This is a genomic window from Paraburkholderia sp. FW306-02-B, assembly GCF_058782725.1.
Map to the genome: position 1 here is coordinate 2,956,164 of NZ_JBYSXZ010000002.1, position 26,515 is coordinate 2,982,678.

The following is a 26,515-nucleotide window of genomic DNA, read 5'->3' on the forward strand; positions in this document are numbered from 1 at the left end:
GGACTCACACGCTCATGTCTCACGCCGCCCGCGCCCCCCAACCCGAACCGCCGAGTCGCCGGCCTGTGCCGGAACCTTCGCTCACGGAAATGTCCGCGGCGGGCCTGCGTGCGTTCTTCAACATCGCTCGCGACTGGGATCTGAGCGCCGACGAGCAGATCGTCCTGCTCGGCTCGCCCGGCCGCTCCACCTTCTTCAAATGGAAGGCGGCACCGGAAACGGCTCGCGTGGGGCGCGATACGCTCGAACGTCTGTCGCTGCTGCTCGGCATTTATAAAGCGCTACAGATTCTGTTGCCGCAGCCCAGCGCCGCCGATGCCTGGATCAAGCGCCCCAACAGCGCGCCGCCGTTCGGCGGCCGCCGCGCGCTGGACCGCATGCTGGCCGGCAACATCAGCGACCTCGTCGCCGTGCGCCAGTATCTCGACGCGATGCGAGGCGGCTGGGCGTGACAGAACCGCATTGGCAGGACCGCTGGCGCACCGCGCCGCTCGACTGGTCGCCCGCGTATCGCGTGATTCCGACGCGTTTTCCGGCCGTCAATCTGTTCGACCGGGTCGCTTCGCCGGAAGATTTCGACGCCCTCTACGCGCTCGAAGCGATGACCAACGACCGTCTGCGCACCGAAGTCGGCGAACTCGATCTGGTGCCGCGCGAAGAGCGCCGTTTCGGGCCGGGTTATGGGCCGATCATGGCCGCGCTCACGCACCTGAATCCGCTCGGCAGCCGCTTCTCGGACGGCACCTACGGCGTGTTCTATTGCGCCCGCTCGCGCGATACCGCGATCGCGGAAACGCGCTATCACACGGGTAAATTTCTGGAAGCTACGTCCGAGCCGCCGATGCGTCAGCAGATGCGTCTGTACACGGTGTTGGCGCAAGGCGAGGTGGTCGACATACGCAGCGATGCGTCGCTCGATCTCGCGGTGCTGTCGCCGGACGACTACCTTGCGGGACAAACGCTCGGCCGTGCCGTGCGTGAAGCCGGCGCGCCGGGCATCGCGTATCCGTCGGTGCGGGACGACGAAGGCGAGTGTCTCGCCGCGTTCAGAACGACACTGTTACGCGACTGCCATCACGCGGCGTATCTGGAATACAACTGGAACGGCAGCAGCGTCGATATAGTGTTCGAACTCAACCAGGTGGGCTGAAAGACAAACAGAGGGCGAGCGGCCTCAGGAAGGCAAAGCCAGCGCCGCCGCGCCTTCCGCGCGCGCCGCTTCGACCGAGATCGACCAGCGCCGCAACCTGTGGGGCTCGACGATCGTCAGTTTGCCGCCCGGTCCGAACGCGCCGGTGTCGATGAACACCTGTGAACCGATCTGCTGGATGTCGCGCATCGGCGTGTGGCCGCAGTAAGTCAGCGAGAGACCGCGCTGCCGCAGCGGATCGCCGTTGCCTATCGCCAGATCGCGGCCCCACAGCAATTGCTGGCGCACGTCGGCTGAAAAATTCGCAGCGTCGAGATCGGCGTCCGTACCGAAGAATTCGGCATGCAGAATATTGAAGCGCTCTTTACCGCTGCCGACCACACGTACAAGCGGCAGCATCCGCAAACGTTCCGCGTAATGCTGCAAACGCTCGTCGGTCACATCCATCGCCCACGTGCCGCCGATCCCGTACCACCATTGGCGCCGCAAGCGCCCGTCGGCGACAGCACACAACGTGTCTTCGTGATTGCCTAGCACGGCGTAGAACCACGGCTTGTCGAGGAGCGCCAACGCCTGCTCGGAATGCTCGCCGCGGTCCACCAGATCGCCGACCGAAAACAACCGGTCGTGCGCCGGATCGAACGCGATCTCGCGCAGCAGATAACGCAGTGCATCCATGCAGCCATGCAGATCGCCGACAACAAAGTCGCGACCGCTCGGATTGACCGCATGATGCTGCACGGGAGTGACGAGTACGGATTCCATTCGACCATGATAGTGCGGCGCGCGCGGATGCGTATGCGCGCTTCCTATCTTTTCGTCGTGCCCCGCACAGTGCAATCGTCGCGAAAACGGCGCATTTTCGGCATGGCTTACCGGAAATACGCGACATACGCAGTCATTATTGCTGCGAGCGCAACTTGGCCACCTGATCCACGGTCACCGTCGACTGCGGGTTGCCGAACTGTTTGGTCACGTAGTTGGTGAGCGCGGCAACCTGGTCGTCGGTGAGCTCGCTACCGAATGTGGGCATTAGCACGTCGGCCTGTTTCGTCGTACGGTTGACCCCGTGCAGAATCACCAGGGCCAGATTATTGGCGTCGCTCGCGCCTACCGCGGTGTTGTGAATCAGCGACGGATACGCGCCCGGCGCGCTCGCGCCGATACCCTCGCCGGTCCAGTTATGGCACGTCGCGCAATTGGCGACGAACAGCTGCGCGCCGTTGACGGCGTTGATCGCGGTGCCGCGCAGCGCGGCGACGTCGTTGGCAGGATTGCCCCACTGGTCGCGCGCACGCGCTTCGCCGCCGCTGATCGGCGGCACCGAGCGCAGATACTTGACGATCGAGCCGAGGTCCTCACGCGTCAGATATTGCGTGCTGTCGGTCACCGCCTCGGCCATCGGACCGGCTGCATTGGCACGGCCGGGCGCCGCGCCGCCCGACAGATACGAGACCAGTTCGTCGTCGCTCCAGTTGCCGACGCCGCTGTTCTTGTCCGGCGTGATGTTGTACGCATGCCAGCCGGCCTGCACCGCGCCCGAGAACCGCGAACTCGACTTCAAACCCTGCATGAAATTGCGCGGCGTGTGGCACTCCTCGCAATGCGCCAGTCCCTCGACCAGATACGCGCCGCGATTCCATTCGGCGCTTTGCTTCGGATCAGGGACGAAACGGCCTTCAGTGAAATTGAACAGGTTCCAGAACACCATCAGCCAGCGCAGGTTGAACGGGAACGTCAGGCTGTTGCGCGGCGGTGTGTAGTGGATCGGTGTGAGCGTCTTCAGATACGCGCGAATCGCCAGCACGTCCTGATCGGTGACCTTCGTGTATTCCGCATACGGAAACGCAGGATAGAGCCGCTCGCCGCTCTTGCCGATGCCTTCATGCATCGCGCGCAGAAAATCGGCGTCGCTCCATTGGCCGATGCCGGTGTCCGGATCGGGCGTGATGTTCGGCGTCACGATCGTGCCGACCGGCGTATTGATCGGCAGGCCGCCCGCGAAGGGGCGCGCTTTGTCGGCGGTGTGGCAAGCGACGCAATCGCCGGCGCGCGCGAGGTACTCGCCGCGTTTCACGAGATCGCTGGCGGCGGCCGTCGCCGCAGACCCGGCATTGGCCGGTTGCGACGCATCGTCGGCATGGGCTTGCATGATCGGCAATTCGTCGTTGCGCGGCGCGCCGGGTCCATGTGCTTCGTGCCAGGCGACATACAGCGCGAACAGCGAGAAAGCCGCCGCCAGCGTCGCAACCCTGAAGCCGCGGCGATGAGCCTTCTGCAAAAGCGTATTGCCCTGCTGCACGCGAGAGGTGTTCTTCGTCATTGTGGCTCTCCGTTCAGGGCTCAGATTTCGCGCTTGAGCTTGTCGGCCAGTTTCAGCGACAAGGCCGCGATCGTCAGCGTGCAATTCACCGACGCAGCAGTCGGCATCACGCCGCTGCTCGCGATGAACAGATTCGAGTGATCGTGCGTGCGGCAATCCGCATCGACGACGGAATCGGCCGCATCGCTGCCCATGATCGTGGTGCCCATGATGTGATTGTTGGGCGCGAAGCTATCGTCGAAGGAGACTTCGGCGCCGCCGAACAGCGACGCGATCTGCGCATACAGCTCATGCGTGTTGGCCGCGCTCTTCTTCACGTAGTCGTTGATCGAGTAGTAGATCTCGGGCTGCGGAATGCCGAGCGCATCTTTGTGATCCGCCGACGGCACCACGCGATTCTGCGGCTCGGCCAGATGCTCGTGAAAGCTGTTGATGTTCAGCGTGCGCGAGGCGCGGTCGCGAATCTGCCGGTCGAGCTCGGCGCCGGTGAGGCCTTGTTTCAGCAGATCGGCGGTCACGCCCATGGTCGGCACGCCGTTCGACAGATGCAGCTTTTTCGCCGCGTAATCGGAGCGGAACGCGCCGTCGCGGAAGTTGACGATCGAAGTCATTTCCATCGGCCCGCGTCCTGGCCACAGCGGCTCGTTGGCGAGGAAAGTGACGCCGGTGCCCGGATGATCCATCAGGTTGCGGCCCACCTGATCGGAGCTGTTGCCGATGCCGCGCGGGAATTTGTCGGAGGTCGACATCAACATCAGCTTCGGCGTTTCGATGCCGTTCGCGGCGAGCACGAAGAGCTTGCCGGTCACGCGCGTGCTGTTGCCGTTCGGGTCCTTGTAGTGGACCGCCTTGATAAGTCCTTTGTTGTCGGCTTCGACGCGGTACACCACCGCTTGCGGAATCAGTTTTGCACCGGCCTGTTCGGCCTTTTCGGCATGCACCGCGCCGTTGTACATCGCGGCGATCGGGCAGATCGGCATGCAGTTGTTGTTGCCGCAGCAGGTAGGCCGTGCATCGTACGGACGGCTGTTGCGCGCGACCGGTTCGGGCACCACCTTGAAGCCCTGCGCATTGAGCACGTCGCTAAAGCGCTGGTCCATGTACGAGAGCGGAAGCTGGCTCATCGGATAGGGCTTCGAGCGCGGCGAACCGAGATCGATCGAATTGTCCGGTCCTGACACGCCGAGTTGCACTTCAGCCGCCGAATACCACGGCTCCAGCGTTTCATACTGATACGGCCAGTCGCGTCCGACGCCGTACAACTTGCGCAACTGGAAGTCCGACGGTAACAGCCGCCAAGCGGCCGCCGCCCAGTGCCACGTCGTACCGCCCACCAGCCGCACATACTGCGAGTTGTACGGATAGTCGCCCTTCTGAATCAGGTAATTGTTGGCCGGCGCGTATTCGGGATGCGGCGCGTAAGGCGTCGATGGATAAGGCGTCGCGAAATCGGACTTGGCCGGCGAGTTGCGGAAGTTCTCGACAATCTGCCAGCGCGGAATGCGCGGCCCGGCTTCGAGCAGAATCACCGACGCGCCGGCCAACGCCATTTGATGCGCGACCAGCCCGCCTGCCACACCCGAACCGACCACGACGATATCGGCGGAATTTGAATTTGCCATTGTTACCCTCTTCTGTGTCGACCGGAGTTAGCGCTTCAGCTGTCGACCAGAGTTCGCGTGTCGGCTGGAGTTAGCGCTTACTCCAGCCCCATAGCGCGTTACTCGGGTCCCATGCACAGCACTTACTCCGGTCCCATGCACGATGGTTGTGCTGGCTTATCTCTGCTTGCTGTCATGGCGTGCCGGCGCCTCGTCCAACCGGGTGAGGGGCGGCACGCGCGAGAGCAACGTCGTTCAGGCGCCCACGGGCTTCCTGGTCCAGTAGAACGGCACGTCGCGGCAATAAGACGGAATCGTCAGCACGTCCTTGACCGGGTCGAACATCAGCGCTTTTTCATAGGCGACCACCTGCACCCGCGGCATCTCGCCGACAAGGCCGAGGTACCACGCGCGCATGATCGCGCTCACCGACTTCGCGAGCGCCGGCCGGTCGACCTGCAAAGCCTGCGTGACGGTATCGGACGGCACGCCGCCATGGCCTTGCAGCCATGTGTTGAGCGCGGCGATATTCTGGGTGAACTGGCTGTCGGATTTAACGAGGGCGTCGTAAACGCGCTTGCCGAGCACCGTGTCGAAGCTGGCGCGGCCGGTCAGACGCTGGGAGAGGACGAGAAAGGCGTCGAGGCCGCCGCCTGCGGGCGCATCGGCAAACGCGGGGGCACTCCACGAGAGGGAGCGGCCGGCGCCGGCAAACGCCAGCGCGGCGGCCGTGGCGCATGCACCCAGCACCCATGCTCTGCGGGATGAGGAAACTGAGGACGAAAACGAAGTTGACGACGAACACCCGGCTGAATGCGTCACTTCGCGGTGCGCATCATTGTTCTCAGGAACATCTGTCATGGGGGCTCCAGATGGTGAGTCGTTTCCAACGTGCAACGCGGGCATGGCGTGATGCCACTCGCGCGTTGCGTCGATTGCTCTACGCCGAACCTGGTCTTGCGCCGCTTAAGCGGTCTTGTTCTGCTGCGAGCGGTGCATGCGGATGCGAGCCGCGTGACGTTATGCCGATGACGGCCGTGTGAAAAGAGTATGAAAACGGCACGCAGTACGACAGAAACCGCTGCCTGCCAATCGCCTTTCAACTGAAAGCAGTGTGCAAGGCCATTGCGAAAGACTATAGCCTCTGATGCGCCCGTTCGACAAATGGCACCCGAAGCGCGGGTAGAATCCGCGACACACCGATTGGCTCGACTCCCCGCCCCGCCCCCATGCTCACAAAATACTTTCCACAGGTTTTACGCAATCGGCCGCGCATGCTGGTCGGCCTCGCAATCGGCGTCGTCGCCGCGCTCGTGGTGCCCGAGCACACACGCTCCATGGTGCGTGGCCTGGTCGGCTGGGACGCCGCCGTATGGAGCTATCTCGTCCTGATCTGGGTGCACATGGCTTCCGCCGACGAAGGCCGGGTCCGCGAGTCCGCTCTACGCGACGACGAAAACGCGGGCGTCGTGCTGGTCGTGATCTGCGTTGCGACCATTGCCAGCATTGCCGCCATCGTGCTCGAACTGGCATCGGCGAAGGGCACGGCCGGCGCTTCGACTGCATGGCACTATCTGCTGACCGGCCTCACGATGATCGGTGCGTGGTTCATGATCCCGACCATTTTCACGATGCACTACGCACGTCTTTACTACGACCCGGACGCGAAAGAGACCCCGCTCCTGTACCCCGACCACAAGCTCCAGCCCGACTACTGGGACTTCATGTACTTCTCGTTCACGATCGCGGTGGCCTCGCAAACCTCCGACGTCGTGCTGCGCTCGCGTACGATGCGCCGCGCGGCGCTCGCGCAGTCGATCCTGTCGTTCTACTTCAACGTCGCCGTACTGGGCTTGTGCGTGAACATCGCGGCGGGCCTGGTCGGTTCGTGACACTGCAGCATCGCCTCCTTCGAATAATCGCTCCCCATTCCGCCGGTCGCGTGTAAAAACCCGGACGACGTCCGCCCGTTTTACACGCGGCCCGTTAGCCACCACCCGCCATCCTCGCTGCGCCCCACCTTTCGGGCGCACGCTTCGCACGCCCAAGCCCCGGTCGACAACTCGCTGGCACAGCGTTTGCTGCGGTTTGCAGCGTATTGCCAATTGATTGTCAATCGATCTGGCCAGCCCCCGTCCAATCGACGTCTGGCGTCAATGCGCCCATTACTGGCCAGCGGGACGACGATCTTTGCACTACATTGACCAGTACGCGCCCTCGCGTCACGCATCGCGCGGTATCCGGCTCTGGAAGCCCAATGAGCGCTGTGATCGCATGCCAATTGCATCCACACCGCAGCAGGACGAATCTGGAAAAGACCGATGGAATCTCCAAACGGGTACGCGCCGCGGATCTACTTTCTTCATTCACTTCTCGTTGGGCCGCTCGATGCCTGGCCTGCGCAGTTCGCTCACGCAGCCGCGCTGGGCTTCGATCATGCGCTGATCGGCAGCCTCTTCGAGCCGGGCCGGGCAGGACACGGGCAGGTGGTCGGCGATCACAGCCGGCTGCATCCGGTATTCGACACGCAGCAACCGGCCACCGCGGCAATCAGGGCGCTCGCGGACGCCGCCCGTCAGAACGGCTTGACCCTGCTGGTCGATCTCGTGATCGACCGGATGGCCGCCGATGGCGCGCTGTACGCCGAACATGCCGGCTGGTTCCACCCATTCGAGTCTGAAGAGGCGCGGCTCGATCCACGCCATGCGCATCGCGAGGACAACGTCGCCTACGCGAACTTCAACGACGCCCACAGCAGCGCGGCGCTGACCGGCTGGTGGACGCGTCAGTTGCTGGCGCTGGCCGACGCGGGCGTCGGCGGCTTCCGTTTCGATTCGCCGCATCGCGTGCCGGCTGCCGTCTGGCGGCAACTCGGCGACGCGGTGCGCGCGCAGCATCCGGCTGTGCGCTTCCTCGCCGCGACGCCGGGTCTGACACGCGGCGATCTGCTCGGTCTCGAAGGCGTGGGCTTCGACAGCGTGTTCTCGTCGGTACGCTGGTGGGACTTCCGCGCCAGCTGGATGGTCGAAGAGCACGCAGCGCTGGCGCGCGTCGGTGCGCCGATCGCGTTTCCCGAAGTTCCTTACGGCACGCGCCTCGCTGCTGATCTGAGCGATGCGCACGACGCAGCCGTGGCCGAGCGGGCTTACAGGCGCGCGCTGTTGGTGGCGGCCTCGACCGGCACCGGCTGGATGATGCCGATGGGTTTCGAATACGGCATCACGGAGCCGATGTGGCAAACGCGCGGCGACGCTTCGCGATATGCCCTCGCTTGTCAGTCGAAACAATTCGATCTCTCGGAACGGATCACGCATGCGAACGCAGTCGTACGCGATACGAAAACGCTGCACGCCAACGGCGAACTGCGTCCGTTGAGCGGGCCGGGCGCGCCGGCCGCCGTGCTGCTGCGCGCCGACCACCCGGACCTGCGCAACGCCGGCGAAGCCGTCCTGATCGCGATCAATCCCGAACTCGGCGCGCCGGTACACCTCGATCCGGCGCGCTTCCTCGCGGGCGTGCCGGGCAATTTCACGCGCTTCGTCCCGCTCGAGGCGCCTGGTCATGTCACGCCGGCCGGCTTGACGCCGTTCACGCTCGCTCCCGGCGCATGCCGCCTGTTCCGCGCCGTGGCCGACCAGCCGATCCGTCTCGCACCGCCGATCGACAAGGCAAGCAGCAAGCTCAGCGGCCATAAGACCGTGCTCGACGCGATTGCCGCACCGCGCGTGGCGATCGAAAGCGTGACGCCCTCGGTCGATAACGGACGCTTTCCGGTCAAGCGCGCGGTGGGCGAGCGCGTCGAGATCGGCGCGGCGATCTTCGCCGAGGGTCACGACAAGATCGCCGCCGCCGTGGTCTGGCGCGCCGCCGACGAAACCGCGTGGCACGAGGTGCCGATGGTCCCGGCGCCACCGGCCGGCCTCGACCTCTGGCGCGCGCGCATCCCGCTCGAACGCCTCGGCCGCCACGAGTTCACCGTGATCGCGTGGCGCGACGACTTCGCCTCGCTGGTCGAGCATATCGAGAAGAAGCTGAAAGCCGGCCAAACCGTCGAACTGGAACTCGAAGAAGCCACGCATCTGTTCGCGCTCGTGCTAGCCGAAGTGGAAACGTCTGACGGCGCGGTGACCGGGCCGCTCGAACATATCGTCAGAGACTTCACCAAGGCCGAGCCCGACGCGAAGCTCGCGCTGATCCTCGAGCCGGCCACGGCGAAGGCGATGACGGCCGCGCGGCACCGCCCGTTCCTGAGCCGCGATCCGATCGTCTACAAGATCGAAGCCGAGCGCACCGCCGCGCGCTTCGCGAGCTGGTACGAGATCTTCCCGCGTTCAATGAGCGACGACGAATCGCGCCACGGCACCTTCGCCGATGTGATAACGAAACTGCCGCGCGTGCGCGACATGGGTTTCGACGTGCTGTACTTCCCGCCGATCCACCCGATCGGTCTCGCCAATCGCAAGGGCCGCAACAACACGCTGAACGCCCAGCCGGGCGATGTCGGCAGCCCGTATGCGATCGGCGCGGCCGAAGGCGGCCACGCCGCCGTGCATCCGCAACTCGGCACGCTCGACGACTTCAAGAAAATGCTGGCTGCAGCACATGCGCACGGCCTCGAAATCGCGCTCGACTTCGCGATTCAATGCTCGCCCGATCATCCGTGGCTGAAAGAGCATCCGACCTGGTTCGCGTGGCGTCCCGACGGCACGTTGCGTTACGCGGAAAATCCGCCGAAGAAGTACCAGGACATCGTCAATCCGGACTTCTATGCGCACGACGCCAGGCCCGATTTGTGGCTCGCGTTGCGCGACGTGATCCTGTTCTGGATCGAAGCGGGCGTGCATATTTTCCGTGTCGACAATCCGCACACCAAGGCGCTGCCGTTCTGGGAATGGATGATCGACGACGTCCGCTCGCGTTATCCGGACACGATCTTCCTCGCCGAAGCGTTCACGCGGCCGCGGATGATGAACCGGCTCGGCAAGATCGGCTTCTCGCAGTCGTACACCTATTTCACGTGGCGCGAATCGAAGCGCGATTTCATCGAGTACATGACCGAGCTCACGCAAACCAATGCGCGCGATTTCTATCGGCCGAACTTCTTCGTCAATACGCCGGATATCAATCCGCGCCATTTGCAGTCGTCAGGGCGCTCGGGCTTTCTGATCCGCGCGGCCCTGGCGGCGACGCTCGCCGGTTCGTGGGGCGTGTACTGCGGCTTCGAATTGTGCGAGGCGGCCGCGCTGCCGAATAGCGAGGAATATCTCGACTCCGAGAAGTATCAACTGCGCGCATGGGACTGGAACCGGCCCGGCAACATCGTCGGCGAGATCAGCGCGTTGAACCGGATCCGGCGTACGAACCCGGCGCTGCAAACGCATCTCGGCTTAACGTTCCTGCCGGCGCACAATGACCACGTGCTGTTCTTCGAGAAAGCGACCGAAGCACGCGACAACGTGATCCTCGTCGCGATCAATCTCGACCCGTTCAATGAACAGGGCGCCGACATCGAATTATCGTGGGACACTTTCAAGCGTTGGAATCTGCATGACCACGGCGCGCTGGAAGTAACCGATCAGATGACCGGTGCGCGCTTCGAATGGCATGGCCGCTGGCAGCACATACAGCTCGGCTCGGGACAACCGTTCTCGATCTGGCGCATCGCGCCCCTCGGCGGCCTGCCCGCCGACCGCCCGGATGATGCCGACCACGACTATCACGCAGACGACACTGGCAACCCAATCCTAATGGAAGGTGCGACATGAAGCGTGACGATCCAGCCCAAAGCACGTCGCAGGCCCATGCGAGCACAGCCGCCGGCAGCGCGGCGAAAGCGCGGACGTCGCGGCGCGGCAAACCCGCCGCGCTCAGCGACGACCCGCTCTGGTACAAAGACGCGATCATTTATCAGGTACACATCAAGTCGTTCTTCGACGCGAACAACGACGGCGTGGGTGACTTTCCGGGCTTGATCGCGAAGCTCGATTACATCGCCGAACTCGGCGTGAACGCGATCTGGCTGCTGCCGTTCTATCCGTCGCCGCGTCGCGATGACGGCTACGACATCGCCGATTACCGCAATGTGCACGCCGATTACGGCCAGCTCGCCGACGTGAAGCGCTTCATTCAGGAAGCGCATGCGCGCGGCATCCGCGTGATTACCGAACTGGTGATCAACCACACGTCGGATCAGCACCCGTGGTTTCAGCGCGCGCGCCGCGCGAAGCCCAGCTCGAATCATCGCAACTACTACGTGTGGTCGGATACCGATCAGAAGTACCAGGAGACGCGGATCATCTTCATCGATTCGGAGCCGTCGAACTGGACACACGATCCGGTTGCGGGCGCCTACTATTGGCACCGCTTCTATTCGCACCAGCCCGATCTGAATTTCGACAATCCGGCCGTGCTGCGCGAGGTGTTGCAAGTGATGCGCTTCTGGCTCGACATGGGGATCGACGGTCTGCGGCTCGATGCGGTGCCGTATCTGGTCGAACGTGAAGGCACCAACAACGAAAATCTGCCCGAAACACACGCGGTTCTGAAGAAGATCCGCGCGACCATCGACGCCGAATATCCGAACCGGATGCTGCTCGCCGAAGCAAACCAGTGGCCGGAAGACGTGAAGGAATATTTCGGCGACGAAGACGAATGCCATATGGCGTTCCACTTCCCGCTGATGCCGCGCATTTACATGTCGATTGCGAGCGAGGACCGCTTCCCGATCACAGACATCATGCGGCAAACGCCGGACCTCGCCGAAACCAACCAGTGGGCGATTTTCCTGCGCAATCACGATGAGCTGACGCTCGAAATGGTCACCGATTCGGAGCGCGACTATCTGTGGAACACCTATGCGAGCGACCGCCGCGCGCGGCTGAATCTCGGCATTCGACGGCGCCTCGCACCGCTGATGGAGCGCGACCGCCGCCGTATCGAGCTAATCAATTCGCTGTTGCTGTCGATGCCCGGCACGCCCGTGATCTATTACGGCGACGAACTCGGCATGGGCGACAACATCCACCTCGGCGACCGCGACGGCGTGCGCACGCCGATGCAATGGTCGTCGGATCGCAACGGCGGTTTTTCGCGCGCCGATCCTGAACAACTGGTGCTGCCGCCGGTGATGGGCTCGCTGTACGGCTTCGACGCGGTCAACGTCGAAGCGCAAAGCCGCGATCCGCATTCGCTGCTGAACTGGACGCGCCGCATGCTCGCCACGCGCCGCGCGAAGCAAACTTTTGGGCGCGGCACGATCCGCTTCCTGAAACCGGAGAACCGCAAGATTCTCGCCTATTTGCGTGAGATGCCGGGCGAGCCGCCGATCCTGTGCGTGGCGAATCTGTCGCGCGCGCCGCAGGCGGTCGAACTCGATCTGTCCGAGTTCAACGGCTCGGTGCCGATCGAAATGACCGCGGATTCCGTGTTCCCCGCGATTGGTCAGCTTACTTATCTGCTGACCTTCCCGCCGTACGGCTTCCTGTGGTTCATGCTGTGCGAGAGCGGCCAGCGTCCGACGTGGGCGCAGGCGCATTCCGAACCGCTGCCGGAATTCGTCACGATCGTGATCCGCGAGGGTCAGGTCGGGCCAACGCCGGAAAACGTCCGTCTGCTGGAATCCGAAGTGCTGCCGTCATGGCTGAGCCGGCGCCGCTGGTTTGCGTCGAAAGATCAGAAGATGCACGCCGTGCGCCTCGCCGCGCTGACCACGATCCCGAACGGCGGCTTCGCCTTCACCGAAATCGAAGCGGACGTCGGCAATCACACTGAACGCTACGTGGTGCCGATCGCGATCACGTGGGGCGGCGAAACCACCACGCCGCTGTTCATCCAGCTGGCACTGGCCCGCGTGCGCCGCGGCCGTAACGTCGGCCACTTGACCGACGCGTTCGCACTGCCGATCTTCGCGCATGGCGTGCTGCGCAAGCTGCATGAACACGCGGTCGTTCCGACCGTGCAGAAAAGCGAAATCAGGTTCGTCCCGACCGAGCGTTTCGCCGAACTCGATCATCTGGGCGAGCGGCCCGACGTTCGCTGGCTCGCGGCCGAGCAAAGCAACAGTTCGCTGATCATCGCCGACGCCGCGGTGCTGAAGCTGGTGCGGCGGCTGGTGAACGGGATTCATCCGGAAGCGGAAATCAGCCGCTATCTGACGCAGCTCGGCTACGCCAACACCGCGCCGCTGTATGGTGAAGTGGTGCGCGTCGATCCCGAAGGCGTGCCGCATACACTGGCGATCCTGCAGGGCTTTATCGACAATCAGGGCGACGCGTGGAACTGGTCGCTCGACTTCCTGCGCCGCTCGGTCGACGAGCTCGCGATTGCCGTCGATGCGGACGCGCAGTCGCCGGATCGCGACAACGAGGCGATTCTGGTGGAAAGCTATAGCGAGCTGGCCGGCACCATCGGCAAGCGGCTCGGCGAATTGCATGTGGCGCTCGCGGCGCCCTCCGACGACCCGGCCTTCGCACCGGAGCGCGCCAGCGCCAAACAGGTGAAGGCCTGGATCGACGGCACGCTATCGATGCTCGCCGGCGCGCTCGATCTGCTCGCGCCACGCATCGATCAGATGACCGACCCGGAAACCAAAGCATTGGCGCAAAGCCTGATGGACCGCCGCCCGGCACTCACCGAAGCCGTCAAGAAGCTCGTGCCGGCCGAAGCAGGCGCGCTGCGTATCCGCATTCACGGCGACTTCCACCTGGGTCAGGTGCTGGTCGCGCAGGGCGACGCCTATCTGATCGACTTCGAGGGCGAGCCTGCGCGTTCGCTCGAAGAACGGCGTCAGAAGTCGAGCCCGTTGCGCGATGTGGCCGGTTTGCTGCGCTCGCTCTCGTATGCGAGCGCGGCGGCGCAGTCCACGATGGAAAGCGCGCCGCCGCAAACCGCCGATCGCAAGCGCGTGCTGTTCGAACGTTTCCGCGCCAGTGCTGCGAAAACATTCCTACAGGAATACCGCGCCGCAATCGCCACCGCGGAGCCGCCGTTGGTCGCCAGTTCCTCCGGGGCGCCAGAAGCGGAACAGGCCTTGCTCGATCTGTTCCTGATCGAGAAGGCCGCTTACGAGATCCGTTACGAAGCGGCCAATCGTCCGACGTGGATCGGTTTGCCGGTGCGCGGCCTAGCCTCGCTCACCAGCCGTTTGCTTGGCGACACCGGCACGCCAGCCCACGATTCATCCACCCAGGCGTCGGACGCCGCCGCACCGCCTAACCCGGCCGAGGGCGACTATGAGTGAGCACGATCCGGCCGCAGGCCTTCAACCGCTCGATATCGACGCGCTCATTGAAGCGCGCCATCCTGATCCGTTTTCGCAACTCGGGCTGCATGACACGGATGCGGGTCCGGTGGTGCGCGCGTTGCTGCCGAATGCCGCGCACGTCAGCGTCATTGCGCGCGCCGATGGTACGGCGCTCGGCGAGCTTCAGCCATTGCGGCCCGGACTGTTTGCCGGCCGCGTCACGTCCGCGGCGCCGTACCGCTTGCGCATCGACTGGCACGGCGTGGTGCAGGAGATCGAGGACACCTATTCGTTCGGCCCCGTGCTCGGCGACGAACCGTTGGGACGTCTCGCCGGCGGCGATCCGTATGCGGTGCTCGAATGCCTCGGCGCGCGTCCGATGGAAGTAGACAGCGTGCCTGGCGTGCGCTTCGCCGTGTGGGCGCCGAATGCGCGGCGCGTCTCGGTGGTCGGCGACTTCAATTCGTGGGACGGCCGCCGCCACCCGATGCGGCTGCGTCATCAGGCAGGTGTGTGGGAATTGTTCGTGCCGCGCGTCGGCGCGGGCACCCGCTACAAATACGAGCTGCTGTCCCGCGACGGTCATCCGTTGCCGCTGAAGGCCGATCCCTGCGCGATGCAGACGGAAAAGCCGCCGGGCACGGCGTCCGTGGTCGCGCATGTCGACGAAGTCGAGTTGTTTCAATGGACCGACCACGACTGGATTCAATCTCGTGCGGCCAGGCAAACCGCGAATGCACCGATCTCGATCTACGAAGTGCATGCCGAATCCTGGATGCGCGTCGCTGAAGAAGGCCAGCGCGGCCTCTACTGGGAAGAACTCGCCGAGCGGCTGATTCCGTACGTGAAAAGCATGGGCTTCACGCACGTTGAATTCATGCCGATCGCCGAGCACCCGTTCGGCGGCTCGTGGGGCTATCAGCCGCTCGGGCAATTCGCGCCGTCCGCGCGTTTCGGCAAACCCGAGCAGTTTGCCGCATTCGTCAACACGGCGCACGCGGCCGGCCTCGGCGTGATTCTCGACTGGGTGCCCGCGCATTTCCCGAACGACGCGCATGGTCTGGTCGACTTCGACGGCACACCGCTCTACGAGCACGCCGATCCGCGCGAAGGCTATCACCAGGACTGGAACACGATGATCTACAACCTCGGCCGCAACGAGGTGAGCGCGTTCCTGATCGCATCGGGTCTCGCGTGGCTCAAGCGCTATCACGTCGACGGTTTGCGGGTGGATGCGGTCGCGTCGATGCTATATCGCGACTACTCGCGCGCCGCCGATGAGTGGGTGCCGAACATCTATGGCGGGCGGGAAAATCTCGAATCGATCGCCTTTCTGAAACGGCTGAATCATGAGGTCGGCTATGTGCCGGGCGTGCCGGGCGCGATCACGATCGCGGAGGAATCGACCGCGTGGCCCGGCGTCACCGCGCGTATCGAATACGGCGGCCTCGGCTTCCAGTTCAAGTGGAACATGGGCTGGATGCACGACACGCTGCACTACCTGCACGAGGACCCCATCCACCGCCGATACCATCACCATGAGATGACGTTCGGCATGGTCTACGCGTACTCGGAGCGCTTCGTGCTGCCCCTCTCGCACGACGAAGTGGTGCACGGCAAGGGCTCGCTGCTCGGCAAGATGCCCGGCGACACGTGGCAACGCTTCGCCAATCTGCGCGCGTATTTCGGCTTCATGTGGACGCATCCGGGCAAGAAGCTGCTGTTCATGGGCGGCGAATTCGGCCAGATGGCGGAATTCGATCATGACACGTCGCCGCATTGGCATCTGCTCGACGATGCGAATCACCACGGCGTGCAGAAACTCGTACGCGACCTGAACCATCTGTACAGCCAGGAGCCGGCGCTGCATCTGCTCGACAGCGAGCCGAGCGGCTTCGAATGGCTGATCGGCGACGACAGCAGCAACAGCGTATTCGCCTATCGCCGCAGCGATGGCACGGGGCGCGAACTGGTCGCGGTCTGCAATATGACGCCGGTGCCGCGGGTCGGCTATCGGATGGGGATGCCGCGTGGCGGCCGCTGGGTCGAAGTGCTGAATACCGATGCCGGCGTGTATGGCGGCTCGGATATGGGCAACGGCGGGCTGGTTCAAACCGAGGAAATCTCGAGCCACGGCAAGCCTTACTCCGCTTCGCTGATTTTGCCGCCGCTCGCGACGATCGTTTTGCGCGCGGATTAATCGGTGTGCCGTAACGCGAGCGCGCGGCGCATGCGCCGCGCGCTCGTTGCATGAAGACCCACGATCGCGTCCATAAATCAGAACAAGGAAGGGGAATCATGTCGCATGCAATGCCCGACCGGCTTCTGCCCGGTTCACCCTATCCGCTCGGCGCCAGCTGGGACGGCCTCGGCGTCAACTTTGCGGTGTTCTCGGCGAACGCGCAGAAAATCGAGCTTTGCCTGTTCGACCCCACCGGTCGCAAGGAAATCCGGCGTTTCATGCTGCCCGAATGCACCGACGAAGTCTGGCATGGCTATCTGCCGAACGCGCATCCGGGCACGGCATATGGGTTTCGCGCGCATGGTCCGTATCAGCCACAGCACGGTCATCGTTTCAATCCGCACAAGCTGCTGCTCGATCCGTACGCGCGCAAGCTGGTTGGGCAATTTCGCTGGTCCGATGCGCTGTTCAGCTATCGCGTGCATTCGAATCGCGCGGATCTTTCCATCGACAGGCGCGATTCGGCCCCGGCCATGCCGAAGTGCGTCGTGGTCGACGAAGCGTTCGACTGGTCGCACGACAGGCGCCCGAATGTGCCGTGGGGCGAAACCATCGTCTACGAGACGCATGTGCGCGGTGCGTCGATGCTGCGCGCCGATTTGCGCCAGCACGAACGCGGTACGTTCGCCACACTGGCTTCGCCGGAATTTATCGAGCATTTGCAGAAGCTCGGCGTCACCGCGATCGAATTGCTGCCGGTCCACGCGTTTCTGAACGACCGCTTTCTGGTGGAGCGCGGCCTGCGCAACTACTGGGGTTACAACACCGCGGCGTTTTTTGCACCGGCGCCGTCGTATCTGAGTACGCATCGGCTCGACGAAATGCGCATCGCAGTGCGCCAGTTGCACGCGGCCGGCATCGAAGTGATTCTCGACGTGGTCTACAACCACACCTGCGAAGGCAATGAAATGGGGCCGACCGTGTCGTGGCGCGGCCTCGACAACGCCAGCTACTACCGCGTGATTCCCGGCGACGAACGCCACCATATCAACGACACCGGCTGCGGCAACACGGTGAATCTGGCGCATCCGCGCGTGCTGCAAATGGTGATGGATTCGCTGCGCTACTGGTCGACCGCGTTCAACATCGACGGCTTCCGTTTCGATCTCGGCGTGACGCTCGGCCGCGAACAACACGGCTTCGATCCCGGCTCCGGTTTTTTCGACGCGTTGCGCCAGGACCCGATCCTGTCGCAGCGCAAGCTGATTTCCGAGCCGTGGGACATCGGCCCGGGCGGCTATCAGCTCGGCAATCATCCGCCGGGATTCGCAGAATGGAACGACCGTTTCCGGGACACCGTGCGCCGTTTCTGGCGCGGCGACGCCGGCTTGCGGCCCGACCTTGCCGCGCGTCTGACCGGTTCGGCCGATCTGTTCAACCGGCGCTTCAGGAAACCGTGGGCATCGGTCAACTTTGTCGCGTCGCACGACGGTTTTACGCTAGCCGACATCACCGCGTACGAGCACAAGCACAACGAGGCGAATCTCGAAGACAACAACGACGGCCACAACGAAAATTGCAGCCGCAATTGGGGTGCCGAAGGTCCGACCGACGATCCGCAGATTCTCGAAACCCGCGCGCGCGTGACCCGTTCGCTGACCACCACACTGCTAATGGCACTCGGCACGCCGATGTTGCTGGCGGGCGACGAATCGCTGCGCACGCAGAACGGCAACAACAATGCGTACTGCCAGGATAACGAACTATCATGGCTCGACTGGGAGCGCGCGCAAGCACCGGAAGGCCGCAGGATGACCGAGTTCGTCGCGCGGGTGATCGCGCTGCGCAAACAGCATCCGCTGCTGCGCGAGACGCGCTTTCTGTTCGGCGACCGCGAAGTGTTGCCGGGCCTGTTCGATGTCGGCTGGTTCGACGAAAACGGCGATCCGCTGACTATCGAAGCGTGGCAGGACCCGGAAGGCCGCGCGTTCACACTGCGACGCGCCGGTCCAGGCTTGAACGGCGAAACGGAAGTATTGTTGATGATGCTCAACGCGTCGGCGGAAATGCTACGTTTTACGCCTCCCGCCCCGCACCTGGAATGGCATGTGCTGTTAGATACCGCCGACCCGGAAAGCGCGCCGCATCGGTTGGCGGTGCCGGAGGTCGAAGTGGCCGCGCATAGCATCGTGATGCTGGCGGCGCAGCCGGTCGGCGAGGCGGATTGGCAGGCGGGCTGGAAGGCCGGCCCGCAACACGGGCCGCGGCTCCTGACTGCGCTACCGCCCGATCCGGGTGCGCAGCAACCGGGCGACGACACGTCGCCGAGCACGTAAGCGGTGCGTGCATGGCAACACGAGCAACACAGTAAAGCGGCCGCGTCGCGACGCGTTGGAGACGTCAGGCACGGCTCGAAGGCAAAACCGAATGGTGGCGAATCATGTCCGAAAGTCCGATTGATCCTCACGCGCATCACCACGCGCATTGTCTGCCGTTCGGCGCACAGTTGTTGGGCGCATCGGGGACGAAACCGCGTACCCGGTTTCGCTTCTGGGCGCCTTCGTGCAAAACAGTGCAGGTGGAAATCGAAAACGGACCGGCGCAAGGCGCGCACGACATGACGCCCGCCGGCAACGGCTGGTTCGAAGCAAGCGCCGATTGCGGCGCGGGCGCGCTCTACCGATTCCGGCTCGACGGCGCACTTGCGGTGCCCGATCCGTCGTCGCGCTTCCAGCCGCAAGACGTGCATGGTCCGAGCGAAGTGATCGACCCGCGCGCTTACCGCTGGGACAACACGCACTGGCATGGCCGGCCATGGGAAGAGACAGTGCTGTACGAACTGCATGTCGGCGCGCTAGGCGGCTATGCGGGCGTGCAGAAGCGTTTGCCGGCGCTCGTCGCGCTCGGCGTGACCGCCATCGAGCTGATGCCGTTGAACGATTTTCCCGGCACGCGCAACTGGGGCTATGACGGCGTGCTGCCGTATGCGCCGGATTCCGCTTACGGCCGCCCCGAACAACTGAAAGCACTGATCGACGCGGCGCACGGCCTCGGCCTGATGGTGTTTCTCGACGTGGTCTACAACCACTTCGGTCCTGACGGCAACTATCTGCACGAATACGCGCGATCGTTTTTCCGCGAAGGCACGCACACGCCATGGGGCCCGGCGATCGACTTCGAGCGCGCCGAAGTCAGCGATTTCTTCACCGACAACGCGGTGTACTGGCTCAATGAATATCGTGTCGACGGCCTGCGTTTCGACGCGGTGCATGCAATCGACAATCACGCGTGGCTGCGCGAATTGTCCGATCATATTCGCGCAAAGGTGCAGCACGGGCGCCATGTGCATCTGGTGCTGGAAAACGAACACAACAGCGCGAGCCTGCTGGAAACGCATTTCGACGCACAATGGAACGACGACGCGCACAACGCGTTGCACGTGCTGCTGACCGGCGAAACCGAAGGCTACTACCACGCCTATGAGGACCAGTCGATCCGCAGATTGGCGCGTGTGCTGTCGGAAGGCTTTGCGTATCAGGGCGACCCGTCGCCGATTCATAACGGTGCGCCGCGTGGCGAGCCGAGCAAGCATCTGTCGCCGACCTCGTTCGTGATGTTCTTGCAGAATCACGACCAGATCGGCAATCGCGCGTTCGGCGAGCGTCTGCGCAAACTGACATCCGACGATGCGCTGCGCGCCGTGACCGGTCTGTTGCTGTTATCGCCGCAAATCCCGTTGCTGTTCATGGACGAGGAATACGGCTCGACCCAGCCGTTCCTGTTTTTCACCGACTACACCGGCGAGCTCGCCGAGGCCGTGCGTGAAGGACGCCGCCGCGAGTTCGCACGCTTTTCGTCGTTCAGCGACGAAAAGCGTCGCGCGCAGATTCCCGATCCGAACGATGTGAAGACGTTTGCTGCGTCGTCGCCTGCGTCTGCTGAGGCGAGCGCACAGGAAAACGTAAAAGACCGCCTCGAATGGATGCACTTCTATAAATCTGCGCTCGCTGTGCGGGCGAAACTGATCACGCCGCGCCTGAAGCACTCGAAAGCGCTCGGCGCGATGGTGCTGACAGCGGAACACGGCGCTGACGCCAATGCGCTGATCGCGCGCTGGAAACTCGGCGACGGCGAGACTTTGTCGATCGCGTTGAATCTATCGAAAGACAGCGTGCCGTTCGCCGATGTCCCCGCCGGCAAAGTGATTTTCGAAACGCCGCCGCGCGTACGCGAACAGATCGACGCCAAGGTATTGCCCTCGCATGCGTTCGTCGCATGGCTGACCGGCGATGTCAGCGACTATGCGATCGGTCACGACGCCCGCGTCGCAGGTATTCAGGAGCGCAACGCGTGAGCCCTACCCGACACCCGAACGATACGATCACGACCCTCGCCAAGCGCGCCGGCTTCGAGGTGGAGTGGCGGGACGCGCACTACGCGACGCGGCACGTGCCCGAGCATACGCTCGCCGTGCTGCTCGAACAGATGGGTTTGCCGTGCGGTAACGCGACGCAGATTCGTCAAAGCGCCGCCGCGCTCGAAGCCGAACTGTCCGGCCGCAAATTGCCGCCGCTGATGACCGCCGAGGTCGAGCGCGGCATCGCGTTGCCTGCCACGGCGATCAAGTCCGATAGCCACTATCGGATCGAACTCGAAAGCGGCTCGATCATCGACGGCCGCTTTACCGCGCCCAAAGGCGAAGAGGCCTTGCTCGCGCCGATCAGCGAACCCGGCTATCACACGCTCGTGATCAATGAGCAACGCATGACGCTGGCCGTCGCGCCGTCGCGCTGCTACACCGTCGCCGATGCGTGGCGCACGCTGCACGGCGACTCAGCGCAACCGCCGCTGCTGTGGAGCATCGCGGCGCAGCTATACGGCTTGCGCCGCGCGGGCGATGGCGGCATCGGCGATTATTCGGCGCTCGCGCAGCTGGCGATCGAAAGCGCGAAGCGTGGCGCGCATGCGCTCGCCGTCAGTCCGACGCATGCGATGTTCAGCGCGGAGCCGAATCGCTTCAGTCCGTATTCGCCGTCGTCGCGTTTATGGCTGAACGTCACGCATATCGATCCCGCCGCGGTGTTCGGCGCGGATGCCGCACGCGCCGCGCTCGACGCCGCGCAAGCGGCCGATGCATGGTCCAGGCTCGAAAACTTGCCGCTGATCGAGTGGCCGAATGCGGTCGTGTTGAAGCTGAAGGTATTGCGCGCGCTATACGAAAACTTCTGCTCTGCAGAACGCGCGCAGCACACGCCGCGCGCACTGGAATTTCACGGCTTCTGCGAACGCGCCGGCCGTGCGCTCGAAGACCACGCGCGCTTCGAAGCATTGCAGGCGGCGCAACTCGCGCAGGCGGGCGGCAACGGTCACTGGCGCAACTGGCCCGAAGCGTTGCGCGACCCACGCAGCCCGGAAGTCGAAGCATTCGCCGACGCCAATCGTCATGAAGTCGATTTTCATCTCTTCCTGCAATGGCTCGCTGCCAAGGGCTTGTCGCACGCACAGCACGCGGCGTGCGACGCCGGCATGGCCGTCGGCTTGATCGCCGACCTCGCGGTAGGTTGCGACAGCGCCGGCAGCCATGCATGGTCGTATCGCGACGACATGCTGCAAGGCATTTCAGTCGGCGCGCCGCCTGATCTGTTCAACCAGGCGGGACAGGCATGGGGCCTCACCACCTTCTCGCCGCGCGCGATGCGCACGCAGGGCTTCTCCGCGTTCATCGACATGCTGCGCGCCGCGTTCGCCCATGCGGGCGGCATCCGCATCGATCATATTCTCGGCCTGCGGCGTTTGTGGCTCGTGCCGGAAGGCGAAAGCGCGCGCAACGGCGCCTACCTGCGCTATCCGCTCGAAGACCTGCTGCGGCTGATCGCGCTCGAATCGTGGCGGCATCGCGCGATCGTGATCGGCGAGGATCTCGGCACCGTGCCGCCCGGTTTTCGCGAGCGGCTCGACGAGCACGGCATCGCCGGGATTCGCGTGCTGTGGTTCGAGCGTTCGGGAGACGGCAAGGGTTTCAAGCCGCCGCACGCGTGGGACCGCAATGCAGTAGGCACCACGACGACACACGACCTGCCGACCGTAGCAGGCTGGTGGCGCGGCAGCGATATCACGTGGCGCAACCGGATCGGCCAGACGATGGCGCGCGCCGATGGCCGCGACCCGGTAGCGGTCGCACAGGATGAACGCGCCGACGATCGCGCCGCCCTCTGGGTGTCGTTCCAGCAAGCCGGCGTGGCCGCGCCGGACGTCGCTGCTCCGCCGCCCGACAACGCGCCCGTGGACGAAGCGCTGGCCTTCATCGCCGCAACGCCTGGGCCGCTCGTGACTTACCCGCTCGAAGATCTGCTCGCGCAAGTCGAGCAGCCGAACCTGCCCGGCTCGATCGACGAGCATCCGAACTGGCGCCGCCGCGTGAGCTTGCCGATCGACGCGCTATTCGAGGACGCGACGTTTTGCGATCGGCTGCTGGCGGTCGACCGCGCACGCAGCGCCGCGAACCGTTCCGCTACTAACGCTTCTTCGGAGCCTGATACGCCATGACCGTCCCGCGCTCCACGCTTCGCCTCCAGTTTCATCGAGGCTTCACCTTCGACGATGCCGCGAAGCACGTCGACTATTTCGCCGCGCTCGGCATTAGCCATCTGTACGCGTCGCCCGTCACGACTGCCGAGCCGGGCTCGATGCACGGCTACGACACCGTCGACTACACCCAGGTCAGCGCCGAATGCGGCGGCGAGGCCGGATTGAAGCGCCTCGTCGACACGCTGCGCGCGCGCAACATGGGACTGATCGTCGACGTGGTGCCGAACCATATGGGTGTGGGCGGTTCGAGCAACGCGTGGTGGCTCGATATCCTCGAATGGGGCCGGCACAGCGCGTATGCACGGCATTTCGACGTCGATTGGCATTCGCCCGATCCGGCTTTGCGCGGCAAGGTGCTGGCGCCGACGCTCGGCGCACCGTACGGCGAGGAACTCGCGGCGGGCCGCATTGCGCTGCATTTCGCCGCCGATACCGGGCGCTTTTATATCGGCTACGGACCGCATGTGTTCCCGGTGTGCCCGATCGATTACGCGTCGATCCTGCAAAGCGCCGAGCGCCCCGATCTCGCTGCGCTGGCCGAACGCTTCCAGGGTCTGACGACGCAGCCTGCCGATCAGCCCCGCGCCGCCGAAGGACGCGACATGCTGCGCGAGTTCGTCGCGCAGAACGGCGCCTCGGCGATCGAGATCGCGCTGGCAACGTATGCGCCGGGCGATCCGGCCGCGCGTGACCGCTTGCATCGGTTGCTTGAACGGCAGCACTTCCGCCTTGCGTGGTGGCGCACCGCGTCCGATGAAGTGAACTGGCGGCGCTTCTTCGACATTTCCACGCTAGCCGGTGTGCGAGTAGAACGGCCCGACGTGTTCGATGCCGTGCACGCGCTGGTTTTCCGTCTGTACCAGGAAGGCGTGGTGGATGGTTTGCGGATCGATCACATCGACGGCCTCGCTGAGCCGCGCGAATACTGTCAGCGCCTGCGGCAGCGCCTCACCGAATTGCGCGACACGGCGCCGTACGTGGTCGTCGAAAAGATTCTGGGCCGCGGCGAACCGTTGCGCGACGATTGGCCGGTGGACGGCACGACCGGCTACGATTTCATGCGCGACGTGGGCGCACTGCTTCACGATCCGGCCGGCGCCGAGCCGCTCGCGGCGACGTGGGCCGAATTTACCGGCCGCAGTGCGCGCTTTGCGGACGAAGCATTGGCTGCGCGCCGCAAGATCCTCACGGAAAACCTGCCGGCGGAACTGGACCGCGCGGCGCGTGCATTGCATCGCATCGCCCGCGATTCGCTGACGACGCGCGACTTCACCTTCACCGCGCTGCGGCGCGTGTTGACCGAGCTGATCGTGCATTTCCCGGTGTATCGGATCTATCCGCAGAACGGGCTGCGCAACGCCACCGATAACGTCTATTTCGAACAGGCGCTGGCGGGCGCGAAAGAAACGCTTTCGCGTGCGGACCATGTCGTGCTCGAACGCGTCAACGCTTGGCTCGGCGGCAGCGCCGAAGAAATGCCGAATGCACGGGCTAGCGCACCGCCTCAGCAAGGCCAGAACGGCGCGCCGCCGAGCCATGCGGGGTCCGCGCGGCGCACCGCGCAGACGCTGTTTTCGCAACTGACCGCGCCGGTCGCCGCGAAGGCGATTGAAGACACCGCGTGCTATCGCTATGGCCGTCTGCTGTCGCGCAACGAAGTCGGCTCGGACCCGGGCGAATTCGCGTTGTCGGTCGAGCAGTTTCATGCGGGGAACCTGGAGCGCTCACAGCGTTTTCCTCACGCGATGCTCGCCACTGCCACGCACGACCACAAACGTGGCGAAGACGTACGCGCGCGGCTCGCGGTATTGAGCGAGATCGCGCACGACTGGAGCGCGACGTTGCGCGCCTGGTCGACATTGAACACACCGCATCGCCGTGCGCTCGACGGCAAGCCGATCAGCAGCGTCAACAAGGACGCGAGCTATGACTGGGCGCCCGGCCCCGCGGCCGAAGCAATGCTGTATCAGACGCTGGTGGGCTGCTGGCCACCCGATTTATCGCCGGACGATGAAGCCGGCGTCAGGGCACTAGCCGAGCGCGTCGCGCAATGGCAGTTGAAGGCGCTGCGCGAAGCGAAGCTGCAAACCAACTGGCTCGCGCCCGACGAAGCGTATGAGGCCGGCTGTCGCGACTTCCTGTTCGATATCCTGGCGCCGCAGCGGCGCGATGGGTTTTTGCGCGAGTTGTCCGCGTTCGTCACGCGCATTGGCCGAGCTGGCGCGCTCAATAGCTTGCAGCAGACGGTGTTGCGATTGGCGTCGCCGGGGATTCCCGATCTTTATCAGGGTACTGAGTTGTGGGACTTTAGCCTGGTCGATCCCGACAATCGCCGGCCGGTCGATTTTGCAAAGCGTGAGGCATTGCTTGTGCAGATGCCGCCGTCGGAATTTTTGCCGGGTTGGCGCGATGGGCGCGTGAAGCTCGCGGTGGTGCAACGCGTGCTGGCGTTGCGTGCGCATTTGCCGGAATTGCTGAGTCAGAGTACCTATTTGCCGCTTGTGGTGCGCGGTGCGCATGCGTCGAATGTGATTGCGTTTGCGCGGCGGCATGGAAATGCATGGGCTGTTGTTGTGGCCAGCCGGCTTGCTGCTGGATTGCTCGGTGAGACCGGTGATTTGCCTTTGGTCGATGTGGTCAGATGGGGCGATACGGCGGTTGAGATGCCAGCTGATCTGACTGGACGTGCTTTGTTTGACTGGTTGAGTCCGGCGGCGCCTAAGGTCGATGAAAATGGATTGCTGTTTTTACGCGATGCGTTGGGGGCGATGCCGGTTGCTGTGATGGTGGAGGATGGAGTACCAAAGGTTTAGGTTTTTTGCCTTTGGCGGCGGCATTGGTTGTGCGCCTGCGGCGGTGGCTTTTTTGGTTTTTTTTTTGCCCTGCGCGGTGCTTTATGTCTGTGTGCCTACGGCGTTGGGTTTTCTTGCTTTGTTTGCCTTTCGCGGCGCTTTATGTCTGTGTGCCTGCGGCGTTGCCTTTCCTTGTTTTCTTATTGGTTTATTAGCGTTCCCCCTGTGCGGGGGGCACCTACTTTTCTTTGCCTGCCGCAAAGAAAAGTAGGCAAAAGAAAACGGCTTTACACCGCCAGCACTTAAGCGGTCCCCTGGCTTGGAGGAGGTAGTGGAGCATCTGGAATCGGTGTTCCCGCACACTCCGCGCCTGTGACAAAGCCGTCATACTTCCGGCGGCGCTGCGCGCGCCGCAGCGGTACTTCACAAAACCGTCGGGTCCGTTGGACGCTTCCGGCGCCTGTGGTTGTTCAAGCGTCATGTCTTGTGTTTGCTGCGTTAGCGTAGCGCGCGGCTGCGTTTCGTTCGGCACTTTTTCGGTGACTGCGGTGGCTTGCACTCACGTCCCCCATGCCTTGCCGAGGCGCTAGCGTCTCACTCGGCGTGGTAGCTCGCACTCGCACACGTGGGCGCCTCGC

Annotated in this window: 14 protein-coding genes; 10 read left to right on the forward strand and 4 right to left on the reverse strand. The window is 64.0% G+C overall.

The genetic code is table 11. The annotated features are described in order from the left end of the window. Positions 1–14 precede the first annotated feature (14 nt). Complete coding sequence (locus AC3WOG_RS34625) at positions 15–452, forward strand: MbcA/ParS/Xre antitoxin family protein (protein WP_492582211.1); 438 nt, start codon at positions 15–17, stop codon at positions 450–452. Next, complete coding sequence (locus AC3WOG_RS34630) at positions 449–1,150, forward strand: RES family NAD+ phosphorylase (protein ID WP_492582212.1); 702 nt, start codon at positions 449–451, stop codon at positions 1,148–1,150. The genes AC3WOG_RS34625 and AC3WOG_RS34630 overlap by 4 nt, the downstream gene beginning before the upstream one ends. Positions 1,151–1,174: 24 nt before the next feature. On the opposite strand, the gene AC3WOG_RS34635 is transcribed toward AC3WOG_RS34630, so the two are convergent. From AC3WOG_RS34635 to AC3WOG_RS34650, 4 genes are all read right to left on the reverse strand, one after another. Further along, the gene (locus AC3WOG_RS34635) at positions 1,175–1,915 is read right to left on the reverse strand and encodes a metallophosphoesterase (protein ID WP_492582213.1); all 741 of its coding nucleotides are present in this window, start codon (positions 1,913–1,915) and stop codon (positions 1,175–1,177) included. Between the two features lie 136 nt (positions 1,916–2,051). Beyond that, on the reverse strand, positions 2,052–3,473 hold the full coding sequence (locus tag AC3WOG_RS34640) for a c-type cytochrome (protein ID WP_492582214.1): 1,422 nt from the start codon (positions 3,471–3,473) through the stop codon (positions 2,052–2,054). Positions 3,474–3,493: 20 nt separating this feature from the next. Next, complete coding sequence (locus AC3WOG_RS34645) at positions 3,494–5,095, reverse strand: GMC family oxidoreductase (RefSeq protein ID WP_492582215.1); 1,602 nt, start codon at positions 5,093–5,095, stop codon at positions 3,494–3,496. Positions 5,096–5,329: 234 nt separating this feature from the next. Then, entirely contained in the window at positions 5,330–5,935 is a 606-nt protein-coding gene (locus tag AC3WOG_RS34650) for a sugar dehydrogenase complex small subunit (protein ID WP_492582216.1), read from the reverse strand. A gap of 368 nt (positions 5,936–6,303) precedes the next feature. Between AC3WOG_RS34650 and AC3WOG_RS34655 the strand changes: the two genes are divergently transcribed. The 8 genes from AC3WOG_RS34655 (at position 6,304) to treY (ending at position 25,898) form a co-directional block, all read left to right on the forward strand. After that, positions 6,304–6,966 carry a DUF1345 domain-containing protein gene (locus AC3WOG_RS34655; RefSeq protein WP_492582217.1) on the forward strand — a complete coding sequence of 221 codons (663 nt, stop codon included), beginning with the start codon at positions 6,304–6,306 and terminating at the stop codon, positions 6,964–6,966. Between the two features lie 429 nt (positions 6,967–7,395). Next, positions 7,396–10,839 carry an alpha-1,4-glucan--maltose-1-phosphate maltosyltransferase gene (locus tag AC3WOG_RS34660; protein WP_492582218.1) on the forward strand — a complete coding sequence of 1,148 codons (3,444 nt, stop codon included), beginning with the start codon at positions 7,396–7,398 and terminating at the stop codon, positions 10,837–10,839. Next, entirely contained in the window at positions 10,836–14,312 is a 3,477-nt protein-coding gene (treS, locus tag AC3WOG_RS34665) for a maltose alpha-D-glucosyltransferase (RefSeq protein ID WP_492582219.1), read from the forward strand. Before AC3WOG_RS34660 ends, treS begins: the two co-directional genes overlap by 4 nt. Then, positions 14,305–16,515, forward strand: a complete 2,211-nt coding sequence (gene glgB / locus AC3WOG_RS34670; protein ID WP_492582220.1) for a 1,4-alpha-glucan branching protein GlgB — start codon at positions 14,305–14,307, stop codon at positions 16,513–16,515. The genes treS and glgB overlap by 8 nt, the downstream gene beginning before the upstream one ends. A gap of 98 nt (positions 16,516–16,613) precedes the next feature. After that, positions 16,614–18,833 carry a glycogen debranching protein GlgX gene (gene glgX, locus AC3WOG_RS34675; protein ID WP_492582221.1) on the forward strand — a complete coding sequence of 740 codons (2,220 nt, stop codon included), beginning with the start codon at positions 16,614–16,616 and terminating at the stop codon, positions 18,831–18,833. A gap of 104 nt (positions 18,834–18,937) precedes the next feature. Continuing rightward, on the forward strand, positions 18,938–20,851 hold the full coding sequence (treZ, locus tag AC3WOG_RS34680; RefSeq protein ID WP_492582222.1) for a malto-oligosyltrehalose trehalohydrolase: 1,914 nt from the start codon (positions 18,938–18,940) through the stop codon (positions 20,849–20,851). Beyond that, positions 20,848–23,043, forward strand: a complete 2,196-nt coding sequence (gene malQ, locus AC3WOG_RS34685; protein WP_492582223.1) for a 4-alpha-glucanotransferase — start codon at positions 20,848–20,850, stop codon at positions 23,041–23,043. Before treZ ends, malQ begins: the two co-directional genes overlap by 4 nt. Beyond that, positions 23,040–25,898: a malto-oligosyltrehalose synthase gene (gene treY, locus AC3WOG_RS34690; protein ID WP_492582224.1), complete on the forward strand. Its 2,859-nt coding sequence runs from the start codon at positions 23,040–23,042 to the stop codon at positions 25,896–25,898. The genes malQ and treY overlap by 4 nt, the downstream gene beginning before the upstream one ends. Positions 25,899–26,515 lie beyond the last annotated feature (617 nt).